At 44.5% G+C, this 17,470-nt stretch carries 14 protein-coding genes; 5 read left to right on the forward strand and 9 right to left on the reverse strand.

Annotated elements, in window-relative coordinates:
- Nucleotides 1-69 precede the first annotated feature (69 nt).
- The 5 genes from BLR84_RS02100 (at nucleotide 70) to BLR84_RS02120 (ending at nucleotide 9,246) form a co-directional block, all read left to right on the forward strand.
- Nucleotides 70-657: an RNA polymerase sigma-70 factor gene (locus BLR84_RS02100; protein ID WP_090463639.1), complete on the forward strand. Its 588-nt coding sequence runs from the start codon at nucleotides 70-72 to the stop codon at nucleotides 655-657.
- Nucleotides 658-848: 191 nt separating this feature from the next.
- Nucleotides 849-1,877, forward strand: coding sequence for a FecR family protein (locus tag BLR84_RS02105; RefSeq protein ID WP_090463642.1), 1,029 nt, complete (start codon nucleotides 849-851; stop codon nucleotides 1,875-1,877).
- A gap of 230 nt (nucleotides 1,878-2,107) precedes the next feature.
- Complete coding sequence (locus tag BLR84_RS02110) at nucleotides 2,108-5,404, forward strand: SusC/RagA family TonB-linked outer membrane protein (protein ID WP_255366841.1); 3,297 nt, start codon at nucleotides 2,108-2,110, stop codon at nucleotides 5,402-5,404.
- Nucleotides 5,405-5,444: 40 nt separating this feature from the next.
- A complete protein-coding gene (locus tag BLR84_RS02115; protein ID WP_090463649.1) occupies nucleotides 5,445-7,082 on the forward strand; it encodes a RagB/SusD family nutrient uptake outer membrane protein in 1,638 nt (545 codons plus the stop codon).
- Nucleotides 7,083-7,464: 382 nt separating this feature from the next.
- Nucleotides 7,465-9,246, forward strand: coding sequence for an alpha-L-fucosidase (locus BLR84_RS02120; protein WP_090463651.1), 1,782 nt, complete (start codon nucleotides 7,465-7,467; stop codon nucleotides 9,244-9,246).
- A gap of 592 nt (nucleotides 9,247-9,838) precedes the next feature.
- On the opposite strand, the gene BLR84_RS02125 is transcribed toward BLR84_RS02120, so the two are convergent.
- The 9 genes from BLR84_RS02125 to BLR84_RS02165 are packed head-to-tail and all read right to left on the reverse strand — an operon-like array spanning nucleotide 9,839 to nucleotide 17,437.
- Complete coding sequence (locus BLR84_RS02125) at nucleotides 9,839-11,014, reverse strand: hypothetical protein (protein ID WP_090463654.1); 1,176 nt, start codon at nucleotides 11,012-11,014, stop codon at nucleotides 9,839-9,841.
- A 53-nt stretch (nucleotides 11,015-11,067) separates the two neighbouring features.
- Nucleotides 11,068-12,099, reverse strand: coding sequence for a hypothetical protein (locus BLR84_RS02130; RefSeq protein ID WP_090463657.1), 1,032 nt, complete (start codon nucleotides 12,097-12,099; stop codon nucleotides 11,068-11,070).
- A 6-nt stretch (nucleotides 12,100-12,105) separates the two neighbouring features.
- Entirely contained in the window at nucleotides 12,106-13,215 is a 1,110-nt protein-coding gene (gene traM, locus BLR84_RS02135; RefSeq protein WP_090463660.1) for a conjugative transposon protein TraM, read from the reverse strand.
- Nucleotides 13,216-13,217: 2 nt separating this feature from the next.
- Entirely contained in the window at nucleotides 13,218-13,553 is a 336-nt protein-coding gene (locus tag BLR84_RS02140; RefSeq protein ID WP_090463663.1) for a hypothetical protein, read from the reverse strand.
- Nucleotides 13,554-13,555: 2 nt separating this feature from the next.
- Nucleotides 13,556-14,176: a conjugative transposon protein TraK gene (gene traK, locus BLR84_RS02145; RefSeq protein ID WP_090463666.1), complete on the reverse strand. Its 621-nt coding sequence runs from the start codon at nucleotides 14,174-14,176 to the stop codon at nucleotides 13,556-13,558.
- Nucleotides 14,177-14,202: 26 nt separating this feature from the next.
- Nucleotides 14,203-15,405 (reverse strand): conjugative transposon protein TraJ, encoded by a 1,203-nt coding sequence (gene traJ / locus BLR84_RS02150; RefSeq protein ID WP_090463669.1) that lies wholly within the window; start codon nucleotides 15,403-15,405, stop codon nucleotides 14,203-14,205.
- A gap of 10 nt (nucleotides 15,406-15,415) precedes the next feature.
- Nucleotides 15,416-16,063 carry a hypothetical protein gene (locus BLR84_RS02155; protein WP_090465731.1) on the reverse strand — a complete coding sequence of 216 codons (648 nt, stop codon included), beginning with the start codon at nucleotides 16,061-16,063 and terminating at the stop codon, nucleotides 15,416-15,418.
- Between the two features lie 8 nt (nucleotides 16,064-16,071).
- The gene (locus BLR84_RS02160) at nucleotides 16,072-16,767 is read right to left on the reverse strand and encodes a hypothetical protein (RefSeq protein WP_090463671.1); all 696 of its coding nucleotides are present in this window, start codon (nucleotides 16,765-16,767) and stop codon (nucleotides 16,072-16,074) included.
- On the reverse strand, nucleotides 16,754-17,437 hold the full coding sequence (locus BLR84_RS02165) for a conjugal transfer protein TraI (protein WP_090463673.1): 684 nt from the start codon (nucleotides 17,435-17,437) through the stop codon (nucleotides 16,754-16,756). Before BLR84_RS02165 ends, BLR84_RS02160 begins: the two co-directional genes overlap by 14 nt.
- Between the last annotated feature and the right edge of the window lie 33 nt (nucleotides 17,438-17,470).

Below are 17,470 nucleotides of genomic sequence, written 5' to 3' on the forward strand. Positions count from 1 at the left end.
GGACGAAAGTTCATCTATCGATTATTTGCTAGAATGCTTATATCTAAACGAGTAAATATTTTTTAGCAAATGAAAAGTCTGATGGAGATGACTGATGAAGATATCCTGCTTCAATTAAATACAAAGGACGAGACCGCAGCGTTTATTGAAATATACAATCGTTATTATGTTCAATTGTATAATGCAGCCTGTAAACGTTGCTCTTCAACCGAAGTTGCTGAAGAAATTGTACAAGATCTTTACATCAATCTATGGAGGAACCGGGCAACCATCAAAATTAATTCTTCTCTAAGTGGCTATCTGTTTACCGCCGTTCGGAATCTGATACTGAACCAAATTCAGAAAGAAACTGTCAGAAGGAGGGTTTATGAATCGTTTGTTCATGACAGCATTGATTATGATAATTCCACGGAAGAAATAGTGATGGCTAACGACTTAAGCCATCAATTAAATATAAACCTCGGTTTTCTGCCCGAAAAATGCCGTTCCGTATTTGAGCTCAGCCGTAAGCATCATAAAAGTAATAAACAAATTGCTCAGCAATTAGGTATTTCAGAAAAGACGGTTGAAAATCATATTACAAGGGCCTTAAAATATTTACGTATCGGCCTTCATTATATTCTTTTATCCCTGGCCGCCTTTGTTTTTTTTAAGTAAAGGTAAATTCTTACTTATTCTTATCCATAGATTGCTCGTTTAGTTTTATCGCTTTCCGCACAATATATACGTACCAATGAACCTCCGCTGTGTGGGTGTGATATGTTTTAATTAAATATTTCATGGCAAATAAGGGGGTGAGGCTTTGAGAACTGTCATATCTGTATAGCCGCTAATTTAAAACCGATTAAATGGAACCTATTTCGCCTGAATTAATACAGAAATACCTCAACGGTGCCTGTTCGCCTGAAGAAGAGAACATGGTACTCGAATGGTATAATTCTTTTGAAAGCAAAGCAGATCCATATGATCAGTTAAGCATCCAACAGCAGCAGGAATTACGGTTGAGGATGCTGGCGAATATCGAGTCGGGCCTTAATGCTGATCAAAACGGAAAAACTGTAAGAATGAAGTTCTTAAAATACATTGGTTATTCCTTAGGTGCTGCCGCTGCGCTTTTATTGTTTCTAAAAATACCAGGCTTTTTAGGTGATCAAAAAGCAGCGCAATCGACTGCTCATCTTCAGAATGAAGATATTGTTATCAACAATCATACTGGTACTATCTACAAGCAAACCCTACCTGACAAAAGCATTGTTTGGCTTAGCCCGGGTGCGCACCTAAGTTATCATAAAGTATTTAAAAAAGATTTAAGGGAAGTTACATTATCAGGAGAGTCGTTTTTTGAGGTAACCAAAGACCCAGCGCACCCATTTGTGATTTACAGTAATCATATCACTACCAGAGTATGGGGCACCACTTTCCGTGTGCACGATAGTGAACGGGAAACCACTGCAGAAGTGGCTGTAGTTACCGGTAAGGTATCTGTTGAAATTGCAAATAAAAATAAGCAAATATTTGACGTCAAAAACCAGAGGGATAATAACGTAATGTTGTTGCCGCGGCAAAAAGTAATTTACGAAGAAACCCGGCATGGTCTGAAGCTCGGGCGGATAGCCGAAATTTCCTCGTTAAATATGTGGACTAAAGCGAATCTTTCGTTTGAGAAAACCGCTTTACGTGATGTTATTCAGACGCTCAATAAGCAATTTAATGTTGAAATCGTGCTACAGGATAAAGAGTTAAACGGATATATATTGCAGGCAGACTTTACGGATCAGAGTTTGCCCGACATTATGGAGATGTTAAAAAAACTATTAAAACTAACCTATGTAACGGATGGGAAAAAATTTACGTTGCAGAAGGAAACCTCTAGATAACCAATTATTATTAACCTTAAATCCCTCATATGAAGAAATCGTAACTACCCTTAATCCCTAAAATGAAAGAAAGAGTGCTTGCGACACCCTTTCTTTTAGATTCCCCCCATGTCTCGGAAAAGAACACCTTAGTTAAGGTGCAGGGGGATTTTTGTCTCATTTTTTAACCAAATAAAACATTCTAATGTATGAATATTAATTTACAAAGATCCATTGACTGGTGTAGAATCATGAAAATAACATGTAGTCAGCTATTGATAGCAATTGCGTTTACAGGGGTTTCCCTGGCCAGCCCCAGCCATGCCCAGGGGATATTATCACAACAGGTAAATATCTCTGCTAAAAATATGGATTTGAGCAGCTTTTTAAAAAAGCTGGAAAAAAAGACCAACGTCAAATTTATTTATTTTCAAAATATACTCGAAAGCACAAAAAAGATAAATATCGATGTACATCAGGAAAAGCTTAAAGATTTGTTAACTGAACTACTGAGGCCTTATAACATTAGCTATGATATTGTAAATGACCGGATAGTACTAAGTAAGAATACCAAGGAGCTTTCCATAACAGCTACCGACGCCAAATCAGGTATCGAAGAAATGCAAGTGGTTTCCGTTAGTGGAAAAGTTACTGACGAGAGCGGCCAGGGCCTCCCCGGCGTAGTTGTGAGATTAAAGGGTACGGCTACCGCGGTAAGTACTAACGAACAAGGTGTTTATATCATTAATATACCAGATTATAATGGAACATTGGTTTTCACCTTTATCGGCTATGCCAGTCGCGAAGTATTGATTAACGGCCAGAAAAACATCAACGTGAAGTTAGAGCCTGAAAGTAAAGATTTAGGCGAAGTTGTCGTTGTCGGTTACGGAACGCAAAAGAAGGTCAATCTTACCGGTTCGGTATCCAGTATATCTTCAAATGACTTGGATAACAGGCCGATAACACAAGCATCGCAGGCTTTGGCGGGCCTGGCTGCGGGTGTGCAGGTTTCCCAGGGGAGCGGCCGTCCGGGAAATGACGGAGCAGGTATCACTATAAGAGGAATAGGCTCTTTTGGCGCCGGCCGGGATGCGCTGGTGTTAATTGATGGATTGGCCGGGTCACTCAATGATATTGATCCGGATAATATAAAAAGCATATCTGTACTAAAGGACGCCGCATCGGCATCTATTTATGGAACCCGCGCAGCAAATGGGGTGATCCTGGTGGAAACCAAACGCGGACAAAACGGTAAAATGCAAATTGCCTATAATAATTATTTAGGATGGCAAAAGGCAACTTCTCTGCCTGATTTTGTGAATTCCTGGGAGTACGCGCAACTCACTGGCGCATCGGCAGATGTGGTCGCCAAATACAAAAGCGGTACCGATCCTGATAATTATCCGAACGTATTTCACCTTAAAAATTTACTGAACTCCGGCTCCGGCTTTCAAACGGACCACAACGTGAGTTTCACCGGTGGTGATCAAAAGAATACCTATTTGCTTTCCCTTGGATACCTTAACCAAAATGGTATTGTGGCAAAAAATGATTATGAGAAATACAATTTTCTTTTAAATGTAGATAGTAAAATCAAGGACAATCTGACGTTAAAAGTAAATTTGAATGGTTATTCCGCTAACACCACAGAACCCCGGCAAAATAGCGGAGATATGCAAAGCATTATCGGATATGCCGTTCGTGAACCCAATACTTTTGCCGGGCTGAGATCCGACGGTACTTACGGACATCAGGATGCTTTCAGTCCGGAGGGCTGGCTGGCCAGCCCATCGTTTAATGATACCCGCAATAAATATTTGATGGGTGGCCTTGAGCTTACCTGGGAAATTATTAAGGGACTGACATTAAGTGGTAAAGGCGGCTATAAATACTATGATCTTACCAATACCAATTATGTTGCCGATGTTCAGTTTGATGCCAACACGCATATCGGCCCCAACAACTTAACTGTATATAAAGGTGACGGCACGTTAACAACCCTTCAGTCCTTATTACAATATACCAGAACAATTCAGAAACATAGTTTTACCATTTTGGCAGGCTATTCGCAGGAATCAAACCGGGATAACTGGATCCGGGCTTCCAGAGACAATTTTCCCAGCAACCTGTTATATGAACTGAACGCAGGCGCCGCTACCAATATGCAGTCATCGGGTTCCGCATCGGAGTGGGCGTTGAGGTCCTATTTCGGACGTTTAAATTATGCGTTCGGCGGTAAATACCTCTTTGAAGCCAATGCACGCTACGATGGTTCTTCGCGCTTTCCAAAAAATAACCGATGGGGATTTTTCCCCTCATTTTCTACCGGCTGGAGGATTTCTGAGGAGTCCTTTATTAAAGACAATATCAGTTGGATCTATAACCTTAAGCTTCGTGCTTCCTGGGGTGAGTTAGGGAACCAGAATATCTCCAATTACCCGTATCAAAACGCCATCAGCTTAGGGCAAAATTATACTTTTGGTGGAGCTCTTGCACCAGGCGCCGCATTAACCACATTATCCAATGCCGGCATTAAATGGGAAACAACGCGGATCACTGATGTGGGACTTGATCTGGATGTTTTTAAAGGAAGCCTGAGTATGACTTTAGACTACTTCGATAAAACGACCTCCGATATTCTTTACAATGTACCTGTTTCTTCGGTGCTGGGCTTAACACCATCAGAAGTTAACGCAGGTGCAATGAAAAATACCGGTTTTGAGATCATGCTTAAATATAACACTTCGATCGGTAATTTCCATATCGGTTTATCCCCTAACTTCTCCTATGTTAACAGCAGGGTTACCAAAATTGCAGGAAATATTCAGCAAGACATAGGTGCAGGTTTTTTTGTGGGTCAATCACTTAACCCGGTATATGGTTATGTAGCCGACGGTATATTCAAAGATGCTGCCGACGTTGCTGCTTATCCAACACAGCCGATCGCCGGTAGCCCTGGTGTTATCCGCTTTAAGGATATCAGCGGACCAAACGGAGTCCCGGATGGAGTAGTGAATTCCTACGATCGGACTGTGATCGGCAATACCACCCCTAAATATGCTTATGGCGCGACACTGACAGCCAACTATAAAGGGTTTGATTTTACAGCCTTGTTGCAGGGCCTGGGAGGATATTCTAAACAGATGGGGTCCTATCAGGCTTTTGCTTATTACAATTCGGGCAATATTCAAAGATGGCAGGCAGATAATGCATGGACCGCCGCCAATCCGAATCCGAATGCCGCCTATCCGGCCATAACTAATTTAAGCCAGGGAAGTGAAAATGTACAAACCTCTACTTTCTGGAACCGGAATGCCACCTATCTCCGTGTAAAGAACTTACAGCTCGGTTATTCGTTTTCCAACAGCGTGACACAAAAACTTCATATCAGCCGGTTAAGGGTTTTTATGGGCGGTCAAAATCTGTTTTCGTGGAACCATTTTTATCCTGGATGGGATCCGGAGATGTATCAAGCAACAGGGGACGGACCAAATTTTTACCCTATCACCAGCGTTTACACCTTCGGCGTAAATGTTAAATTTTAACGTGACACATCTTTTTAGATTTAACCATAAAATCACTAAAATGAAAAAGAGCTATTTAAACTCAATTATATTTAAAATAAGAATTGTTTTGGTATTGCTGGGGGCATTAACCACAAGCTGTAAAAAGAATTTCTTAGATAAAGAACCGTTAGATTCGGTTTCTGATGCAACTTTCTGGAAAACCTCTGCGGACGCTACCCTGGCCCTGAACGGTTGCTACAATACAGGCGCCAATTGGACTGATGAGGATTTCTGGACACCGAAATCCCTGCTGATACTTGACATGATGGCCGGCGATGGTTCGGAAAAAGAATCTATACCGGATCATGTAACCGATGGAACGTTAACGCCGTCGTATTGGGTTACCGGGGCATATTGGAAGAATGCTTATAAGCATATCGCCACCGATAATAACTTCCTGGACCATATTGGTAAAGTAACTATGGATGCAACACAAAAAGCGACCATGATCGCTGAAGTACGTACGCTCCGGGCCTATGAATATTTTAACCTCGCTTTATATTTTGGAGATGTTCCGTTGGTCCAGCATGTGCTGACGATTGCAGAAGCCAACAGTGTTACCCGAACTCCCAAGGCCGATATATGGGCTTTTGTTGAATCGGAGCTGAAAGCCAGCTATCCGGTGCTACCACATTCCAGGCCGGATGGAGAAAATGGCCGTGTTACTTCTGCCGCTGCATTGGCGATATTGGGTAGGTTGCAAATGGCGGAAAAGAAATGGGCAGATGCCGCTACCACTTACAAAACAATCATGGACTACAACTATTACGTTGTTGATCCAAAATTTCGTGAGCTATTTCAACAGGCCAACGAGTTCAGTCATGAGTTTATCATGACATCGCAGTATCTTAAAGATGTTTACTCTAACGTGCTTTTCATATATCTTACACCCGAAACCTGGGGAGGCTGGCACCAATTTTCGCCTTTTAATGAGTTAGTGAAGGATTATGAATGTACAGATGGCAAAAGTATTGAAGCATCTCCTTTATATGACAAGAATAATCCATACAATAATCGTGATCCGCGGCTGGATGCGACCATTATGATCTCGGACCGGACTGTTTTCAGAGGAACAACGTTTTCTTCCAAGCCGGGAACAACATTGTCCGACAGGCTTAACGAGTATCCCGGGATCTGGAGTGGGTACTGCATTCATAAATTCCTGGAAGATGATCCGGCGGTTGGTCAAGCATTTAATTCCGGAACCAATTTTCCGTTGATCCGCTACCCGGAAGTACTTTTAGGCTACCTTGAATCTGAACTTGAATCCGGCGCCTCAATCAATCAATCGCTGCTTGATCAGACCATCAACAAAGTCAGGGGAAGGGCTGCGGTTAACATGCCCGCAGTAACCACAACAGATCCGACCGCGCTAAGGACAATAATCAGGCGCGAGCGTCATATTGAATTTGCTTTCGAGGGATTGAGATATTATGATTGTCTTCGCTGGGGAATTATTGCTTCAGAAAACGACCGCCAGTTTACCGGGATGAAGCTTACCAATACACCGGCATCCTACACCGCATATCCCGTTGATGCCGATGGTTATTATATTTACAAAAAAAGAAGCTTTGTGACCGGGAAGAATGAATTGTGGCCGATACCGCAATCGGAACGCGATCTGAATAAAAATTTAACTCAAAATCCAGGCTATTAAGTCTTGCAATCTCCGATTAAAGTATCTTAACATTTATCCGGGAAGGATAGGGCGTAGTTCGTACCGATTGTCCTTCCCGGTTGTTTGCAAATTAAATCTACCGCACTGAGGCCGCATTTGCTTTCTAAATTAAACAGCATTTAAAATCTATCGTTGCCTGATGATGTGATTCGAAGGGCGGATTGATCAGATTACCAAACATTTGATAATAATAAAATGAAAGATAGTCCTAGCCCGAAATTTAATAAAACATACTACCGGACAGCTAAAGAAATTTACTTCCCACTTGATACGATTGAATTAATTTAAGCAAATAGTTATACGTGAGTTTAGGCAATTTTAAAACCAAAGTCAATTAAAAAACAATAATCTGTAATTAATCATGAGCAGAATTTTAAGCGTTATTTTTTTTATCGCAATAGCGTCATTTAAGCTAAGTGCACAAAACATTAACAAAAAAGTAAAAATTACACCAAAAACACAGTTTCCACAGCTTTCCCCGTTTCCAGCTACTCCTGTTCGGCTACCTATTGATAGTGTGCTTATGGGTGATTGGAAGTCATTTCCTGAAGTCAAATTGGATATCCCTATTGCTGACGGCCCGTTTAAGCCGACCTGGGAATCAATAGAAAAGAATTATCCGGGTGAGCCTGCATGGCTTCGTCAGGCGAAGTTTGGTATATGGGTCCACTTTGGACCGCAAGCGGCAGGTGAGAGCGGCGATTGGTACGCGCGCAGGCTTTATACGCCGGGGACAAAAGCCTATAATAATCACCTCAAGAAATATGGTCACCCTTCCGAAGCTGGATACAAAGAAGTGCTTCGTGATTGGAACCCTATCAAACTTGACCCTGCTAAATTGACTAAGATATATAAAGATGCTGGGGCCCGGTTCCTGATGATTCAGGGTGTACATCATGACAATTACGATATGTGGAATTCGCGTTATCAGCCATGGAATTCTGTTAATATTGGTCCCAGGCGCGATATAATTGGCGAATGGGCTAAAGCTTGCCGGGCAAATGATATGCGTTATGGAGTAACTTTCCATCACGAATATACCTGGTGGTGGTGGCAAACAGCGTTTGGGAGCGACAAAGTTGGCGAAAAAAAGGGCATCCCTTACGATGGTAACCTCACCTTAGCCGATGGTAAAGGCAAATGGTGGCAAGGGTATGATCCGCGTTTACTTTACGGAATTGACCTGCGCGAATATAAAGGCGTTGAAAAGGAAGCGGCTTCTCCATGGAACCCACCGCCAGCCGGCATTTTTAACAATCATTTGGACTATGCCAAATGGTATGCCACTCGATGGGCGTTAAGGATGATGGATGTGGTAAAACATTACGATCCTGATTTTATTTACACCGACGGCACGGTTCAAGGGCCATTTACAGGTAACGGAACAGGCACCGGGTTAAAAGCCAATGCCATGCAAACAGTTATTGCAGATTATTATAACCGTACGCTCAAAAAGCGAGGGGCGGTAAACACATTTAGCATCGTAAAATTCCGCGATAAAACAAATGGCACAGTAAATACCGAGGAATTCGGAATTCCGGCGAATATAAAAACCGATCAACCCTGGATAGCTGAAGCGCCGGTAGGCGATTGGTTTTACGAACCTGGATTTACATATGACTCGGGTATGGTGATCCGTTATATTATAGAGGCCATAGCCCGCGACGGAAACGCGGCAGTATGTATCTCGATTTTGCCCGATGGATCACTGGATAAGGGCAGCCAGCAGCTATTAAAGGAAGTGGGTGTCTGGATGCGCCGCAACGGCGAGGCCGTTTATGGAAGCCACGCTTGGGTCATCGCTGGCGAAGGAGAACAAGTGAATGGCAAGCTGAAAATGCTGCCTCCGGGCGCATTGACTCGCAGGCAGGCCGAATTTAAATTCGATCTCCGGGATTTTCGTTTTACCAGAGGCAAAAATGGAGCGTTGTATGCTTTTTGCATGACCGTACCTTTATCCGGAACACGCTTAATGATAAGATCATTGGGTACAGATTCAAAGCATCTTACCAAGGAAATTAAATCTGTGACACTGTTGGGTTATAACGGTAAACTGCAATGGAAACAGGAAGCCGAAGGGCTGTCTGTCATCTGCCCATCGAACATGCCGTACTCGACTTCCATTGTGTTCAGGATTGATTAAGGACAGTTAATCTTATCAACGACAATAAGGGAATCTTTTAATCCCCTTATTGTCGTAAGTTAAAGAAATTCGAATTTAAAGTTGGTAGTCGTTTAAATGGATTTTTTTACATTTTGAGGTTGCAGGTCAAAAACCGACAATGAAAATTTTCTGTGCCTGGTAACGGCTGATCATTTGTATATAATCTGATGATATTATTTTTTATTCTTTGCCCATCCCTATTGTATGCCACCGCTGCCCCATCGGACAGACCAGGCACTTCACTGCCTCGTTATAATACAGGCTGTCGTTACTGAATGCTTTGATGTCTTCTTTTTGTTCTTTATCAACCTTATTGTATTTATGTAGGCTTCGATGCCCTTTCCCCGCAATATGACGTGGTTTTCGTCAGAGCAGTAACCCACATCTGCTACCACCGCTTCAGGAAGTTGATCTGAAGATAATAGCGGTAACAACTTCTCCAATTTATATGCTAGCAGTGTCAGCTATCCGGGTCAAATGGCTTAAAGACTACTTTCCCTCCTATAACTTTAAATAGCCAAACCTTTTAAAAATAAAAAGGGCCGCCTCGCTTTTGAGACGGCCTCTTATTTTATACAGGCATTTTCCTTTTACTGCTTTGCTTTTTTGCGGGCAGCTCCTCCTTTTGCTGCTTATCTTGCTTTTGGTTATTGGTCTGCTTTTGTTCCGGTTGTAATAGCTCTTCCCGTTTGATCTTTTTCATTTGATGATCGTACAGGTCAACGGTCTTGAATTGTGGGCTTGCTGAGATAAAATATTTCTTTTCTTCGCCGTGTCGCTCCACGGTGATCTGTTGGGCATTCCCTTTCTTTAAAGAGCGCAACAGATTATCCTGTCCTTCCGCGGTGCCCATTTCTTTTATGCCCTTACCCGAGATCACCTGCTCAACGTCAAAACCGTAGTTTTCACTGAAACGTTTAATTTCTTTGCTGCCGTTTTGGGCTAGGTTATCATTGTCCAGTTGCAGCCAGGCATGATACTTTTCACCTTCCTTATTGAACAGTTGTTTGTGTACAGCGCGGCCTTCCATCAGGTTAAAGGCTTCTTTGGCGGTGATGCCATTGCCTTTGTTGATGTAAAAAGTTTGGTTTTGTTCTTTCTCCTTCCCTTTACCGAGCGTGGCATCGAACTTGTTAAAGAAATACATTTCCTGGTTATCCCCGCTTTTGAAATGGAGGGTGTAATCCACTTTTTGCTGGTTAAACTCATGCTTTGCCGGCAGCGTAAATTCCAACATTTTTTTGTCGATGTTTTTCTCTAATGCTTCGTTCACCTGTTCCCCAAATCCGAGGTTCAAAAGGCTTTTTTTTAGAAATTCTAAATTTTGCGTGTTCATAATTGTATTTGTTTTTAGTAAATAAATATGCTGTTGTGTTTCGGTGCGGTTTAGCGGTATAAAAACGTCACGGTTCATCTTCGGCTGGCATTGGTACAGTTGCAGCAGGGTGATTGCTTCTTCGGCAGGGACATCTTGCCGGAAATATTGCAAGTGTTGACAACCGGGCGTGGTCAAATTGTCCATAGCACATTCCGTGCATATTAGCTCATACCGCCCATCAGTATCACGTCCAAAATAAAGGGTGAAAAAAGCCAGATCATCACCGGCTGGTTTGCTCAGCTCAATGTCCGGTAAGCCCAAATCATTGCTAAGGATGAACGTGCGTAGTTGATCGACTACCACCGGCTCGTTGAAGCCAAGGTCAGCCAGCTGGGTTTTGAGTTCATAAAAATTGATGCCGGTATTCATGTCTTTTCGCTTTTGTGTTTGGATAACGCTAAGCCTGTATAGGGTGTATTTGCTTATTGATGATGTCCGTTTTTAATCCCTTTTCTTATTTTTTTTACAGGTTCTCCGAGTGTTTTGATCTTGATCCCCTGTTTCGCGATGTTCTGGTTCAGCTTTTCAGCAGTAACCAGTCGCAATTTGTCATCCAGCAATTTGATGCACCGGTTGGCTGGGTCCGCTTGTATATAAATAGGGTGGTATTGACGGCCCTGTCTCCAATGGGCCGATACTTGCTGCCCGTTTTCCAGGTAACGGATCAGTTCTTCCTTGTTCCTGGTGATCGCCGGCATGGCGTTCAACGCGGTTTTAATATCAAATGCGTAATCCGGGGCATAATAATGGGGCGTTTGGGGACCAAGTTCGACCCAGCGATGATTTTCGTGACCAGAAGCGTCTGTGTATCGTTGCTTCAGTGCCCGTCCTTCCAATAGGCTCCAGATGTGATTGCTCTTCAGATCCGGCCAATTCCTGAGCTCAAATTCATGTGTCCTGACCAGCTGGTCGTTTTGAAGCAGGGAGCCACTGATGCGGTTCAGCTGAAAGTTACCATAGGCGTCCTTTTCAAAATGCAGATCGAAGCTCAACCGCTTTTCCGGACCGAGCTTACAATCCAGGGGCAGGCGGATTTGCTTTTGATCGGGATCCAGATGATGCTCCAATCGGCCACCGAAAGAACCAAGCCCGGCTTCCTTCAGTTGTACTTTTAGGCTTTCGATATTATTGTTCCTTAACCGTTGTTGCTCCTTGAGGTAGGCAGGGCCTTCAAAAAGCAGGTCTTTCATTTGCGCGAAGAACCTAAGGAAACGGTTCGGGTACAATTGTTTTTCGAGCCTGCTGATTTGCTTATTCAGCAGGATCACGAAAGGCTTTTCATCAGGACGCGCGGTTTGGCGCAGGCGATGTCTGGCCTGTCGTAGGTGGTCAAGCTGCAGCCGCGACAGTGTATTCGTATCTGCCACGCCTGCTTTGAGCAAGGGTTCTATTTCCTTTTTGCGTTCTTCCCAGGTTCTGAAAGCCAGGAGGACTCGGTTAACGAAAACTGCCATAACGTTCTATTTATTGATTTTGAGCAATACCGGGAACTTGTCCTGAAGCTTGACTTTGATCTTTCTCACCTTTTTGCTGAACAGATCTTTAGCCGCGTTGATCCCGCCTGCTGCTGCCTGTGCGGAAATGGTTTGGTCCATACTGAGAAATTGCATGCTTTGCAAGGCATTGTCGGCACCATCTGAAGCCGCCCCGCTCAACTCCGCCTCGGGCGCAGGAATCCCGGGCATGCCGTCCAGGCTGAAAACGGTAAGAGCCGTGGGAAGGATATCTTTCCCGATCCTGATATTCTGTATATTCAACAACAAACGCTGGTTGGTTACCTGGCATGCGCCAAACAGCAGCTGACCTTTGGGAAGTGTTATGCCTTTTAAGTTTACGGAATCGGTTAGCTTCAATTTGACGGTACCGCCGTTCATTACTTTTTGTTTACCGTCAATAATTGCCGGTATCGCCCGGAATGCACTGTCGTTTTCTCTTTTTGGTGCCACCGGCACTTTCACCGATTCCGGATTCTGGATCGCCTGGATCTTGGTCAGCATATGGTCGAGCTGCTCCATTTCCGGATCACTGGCATTGGTGGAATTCATTGTTTTCATGAGCTTGTGCAGGCGGCGGATCTCGCGGTCTGATGACTGTTGGGAATAGGAGGCTGGCTCGGGTTGATTGATCTGGCGATTGATCTGTGTTAACCGGGCTTCGATCCGGGCCGATTGCTGGTCGGTGGTATTTGCAGGAATGGTCGTGAATGATTTACCCGGTTTTTCGGCATCCGGACTGACTTCAGCGGAATGATTAAATCCCATCGCTTCGATAAAACTCTTGTTCACGCCATCTTTGGTTTTGGTCGCATCTTTCCCGGCAGACCGGTAGATATCCATTTTGTCTTTTTCCCGGGTATCCCTGAACTGCGCCGACGGCAGCACCATATCGATCCCGTGATCGGGAATGGCGGCTTTAGCTTTTCCACCGTCTTCCCCGCCACCTAATGCCACGAAGGCCATAGTCAAAAAGGGCAGGGCAAGCACCGGAATAGCTGTGTAGAATTTGCGTTTTTTAAGAAATTCTTCAGAGTGTTTGGGCATTACGCTGCCTTGCTGTTGATTTTCCATCATATTTATTTTTTGAGTGTTAATGAATCTGTTGGTAGAACTTGTCTGTTGACCGGCGGGTCTGACGGCATACCGATATGTACAGGCTGATCATTTGGGGCATGCGTGATCGTGCCAATTTTTCGGGAGGACAATCCAAGACTAAGGATCAGTCCGCCTGTGATGACGCTGAAGCAGACCCAGAAAAATCGTTTCTGCCGTTTTTTAGAGCACTTGTTGACCCGGGCATTCAATGTAGTAGCCAGCAGAATTTGCCACCCGATAATTCGATCGGCAATGATCTTAGCCAGGTGATCCCGTTGATCAATGGGCAATGCAGGTTTCTTTTTGAAAAAGATCATGTTTATTGATTTTGAATGGTAGTATCCCGGTTCGCTAAAATTTGCCAGCGCTGGATGAGAAAGCCATGCGGGTTGTTATCAGTCTGGTTTTGCAGGTCACGGACCTCACCCTGGGTGACCAGTTTGCGATAGACGGTTCCGCTGGAACGAACCAACTTTTCCGTAGCATAGCAGATGAAGGTATAAGGGAATTGTTTTCCCCGCAGTTCCGTGCTGTCGATATTGATATCCTGCGAAATATTGGCGGAGATCAGGTTATTATAATATCCTGACTCCTGGAGATTATCATATTGCCTTTTAGCCGATTCGTCCGCCAGGTACAATGCCTTGGACACATTGGCCTGTATGGCTTTGTCATCCGGGCTCAGATCGAAGAAATATTGATGAAATGTTTTGATATGGTCGCGGAGTTCCACTGGTAGGTTATTTTTCCGGTCTGTGGCGATCGCCTCCAGTACTTTACCATTATACAGGATATGTACTCGGCTTTCCGCTTGGTGAATTAATTGACTGCTTTTATAAATGCAGAAACACATGGTGACCACATTCCCGAGGATCAGGAAAAAGCTGAATTGCCGGATATGCTTAAAGGCAGTGTCGATATTTTTGAGATGTGTAAACATAATGGAGAAGTTTAATGGTGAATGATTTATTTACCGGATAGCTTTTGTTCCTGGTATCTATCCGATTGACTGTTGCTGCCTGCCCCGTTATAGCCTTCCATGAAATGACCGGGTGCCTTAAGCAGGTTCGCTGCGCCCTGTTGCATACGGCCGCTTGTTGCGGATCCTGTCTGCATGGCTGTACTGGAAGCATGGCTGACCATCGAATTGACCTTTTGAAGCAGCCCGTTACCGCCACCGGCATGAACAATATAGCCAGCGACGCTGGGCACGGTGAAATAACCGATGATCCCGATGATCAGGAAAATGAGGTAGGCGGTGTCCGTCGAACTGAAGAAGGTATCTCCGGCATTTTGAACCTGTGTAATATCCAGCTTCAGCATATTCTCTTGTACCTTACCGATGATCGCACCAAAAATATTGGAGACAGGTAACCATAGGAAAACATTAATATACTTGGCCAGCCAGGAGGTGAGACTATGCTGAAAACCATCAAAAACAGATAAGCCCAAAACGATCGGGCCAAGAATAGCCAGTACGATCAGATAAAAGGTGCGGATGGTATTGATGCATAAAGAAGCCGCTTCATAACATACCTGCAGAACCTCCGACATCCATTGTTTGATCGAATTACGAAACTGATAGGAGGCCTTAGACATCTCAAACTTGATGCTGTTACTCATGCTGTTCAGCATGCCGGTATTGCCTGCTCCGCTTTTATCATTCGGGTGCGTGTATTTGTACCAGTGATCCTCATCACCATTACCATTAATGCCCACATAGGCCTGCCAGGCATCCGTTTTTTTTACCGCTTCATCCTTGGCCCGGAGTAGCCGCTCAATAGCCGCGTCGGAGTTTTGAACCATGCCGGCAGTAGCGCTCACGGTAGGTGCCATTACCCCGTTGAATACCGGTATAACCAGTACAGTGTAGAGGATGACTGCGAGCCCAATACAGAAGGGGCGAAGCAACGGGAAAAAATCAATGGGCTCGGCGCTGGCGATCTGTCGCCAGACCCTCACCGAGATATAGCATAGGGCACCAAAGCCGGCTATGGCCTTGCCTACACTGATCAGCTGCCCGCACATGGGCAGCATGTCATTATAAACGCCGTTTAAGGTTCCCTGCAATCCCTGGACATCGCTGGCCAGCCCTTCGGCATGAGAAAATAAAGGAAAAAATATCCCTGTTACCGCTGATAAGGCGGTTATTCCTATTGTTTTTTTCATGATGGTGCTATTAATTGTTTAAGCCATAAAGCTGTTTCAATGTCCGCGTATCCGCTGCATCCTTCACACGCTGAATGGATAGCGCGACCCCCTGGATATTAAAGTACCGCAGGAATTGAAGTTTATCGGAACTCCGGGCATAAATACGGTCTATCGCTTTGATCCGCTCGGCATCGGACATCCGTAATTTGTTGGCCGTGATGATGGTGGTTAATTCCTCGACGTTTTCCAGTGTACTGTTAACCAGGTTGGCATATACCTCACTCATATAACTGAGTTCAGCGGCGCTAAAGGTCCCGCTTTGCTGGAACAGGCTTTTTTTTCGTTTATACTCGCTGATCAGACTGGCTTCCATAGCCAGAATTTCGGCTACGCGGCCATAATTCCTTACTGCCGGGCTGATCGCCATCAAGCCGTCAATATACATGTGATGGAGATCAAAGTTTCCTTTGGACAGGGACGAGATGGTTCCATAGCCCTGTTGATAGATCTGGTAGCCGGTTTTCATATCCGATAGTATCGCCTTCATTTGGGTCAGCTTTTCAATATCCAGCAGCAATTGCTGCATTTCGGATGACTGTGCCTGGCCGGGAGTGGCACTAAGCACGCCGATGCCGGTAAGCAGTGTAGTAAGCCATATCGAAAGGTGCTTTTTCATCATCTTCATTATTTGTTTATCCCGTAAAGCCGCTTTGTCAGTGCGGCTTGACCTTGTTCCTGCCGCCGTTGCCCTGCATATATTTGAACCTGTGCTGTAAATCCAGCTGTAAACCGGTAATTGTCCTGCATACAGGCATGCACCTTATTGATCAGTGTGATCCGTTCCGCATCACTCATTTCCAAGTTTCCGTTATGGAGCAAATTTTGCAGGGTGTTGATCTGGTTATCGCAATCTTTTAAAACGGCTTCGCGTACCCCGCTGAGATAGCTTAGCTCTTCCCGTGTTAATCCAGTTGTCCGCCCGATCACAGCCAGTCTTTTCAATATGTCCTTTTGCCAGGTAAGGATATCATTCACCATGGGGTTGTTCTTGACTTCGCCATCGACTGTTTTTAGCCGGTTATAATAGGCGGTATGCTGGCCGTTCTCCATTTTTAAGGAACCGGTTATGGAACCCAGTCCATTTGTAGCGATACGATATCCTTTTTTTAGGTAGTCAGCATACACCGCTAAGGCCCCGATCTGTTGTACCAGGTATTTCTTTTGCGTCTTTTTCTGTTTGAACCATTCCGCGAATGTTTGCGCTTTCCCTGTAGCTGACATCCCGGTGCTGATCGCTGTGAACAGGGAAAAGACCAGTAAGGTACGGGCACGCCGCCTGATCGTGGCGGACTGCCGGCTGATGTGGTTAATGGATTCCATACAATGCTTTTGTTGTTTGTGTATCGTCGAGATCTTTACTGCGCTGAAGGCTGAGCATTTTGTTTTGGGTATTGTACCTGCACAGGTCGCTGTAGTTCTCATCAAGCTGATCCCCGGCGTGATTGATCAGTTCCAGTCGTTGCTCGTCGGTCATCTGGGTTTTATCACGTTTCACGATCAGCAGGATCTGATCCAGGTTTTGTACACTGGCATTCAGGATTCCGCCATAAACCTCCTGCATCGCGGATAGCTCCGCAGGGTTAAAATGTTTGTCCCTTTTGAGCATGCCCCAGGCCTGGTTATATTCCTTCACCAATGCCACCTGTTTGACGGTCAGGTCCTTGATGCGCTGGTAATAGGTGATGATGGATTTAATTTTCCAGAGCTCGTCATAATAGCTGCTGTAAAGCTGTTGTTGCTGACTGGACCAACCGGAAATTTCCGCGAGCCTTAATTTAGACAGTTGGTTTTCCAGTACTTTTTGCGCATTCTGTAACCAGATCGTCTGGTTCTGCATTCGCTGAACTTTCAGATCGATCGCTTTGATAACCCGGCTTACAGTAAGCTTGATGACCTCGGCGGCCACAATCTGTGCGTTTGCTCTTCCCGCATCAAAGGAAACCAGTATAATGGCCAGGCTTACCGGTAATGTGATCTTTAAAATTTTCATAAAAATCCCCCTTTCTCCCGCCAGATGACAGAA

Origin of the sequence: Mucilaginibacter sp. OK268 (assembly GCF_900103125.1) — a bacterium.
In the GTDB taxonomy this organism is placed as follows: domain Bacteria; phylum Bacteroidota; class Bacteroidia; order Sphingobacteriales; family Sphingobacteriaceae; genus Mucilaginibacter.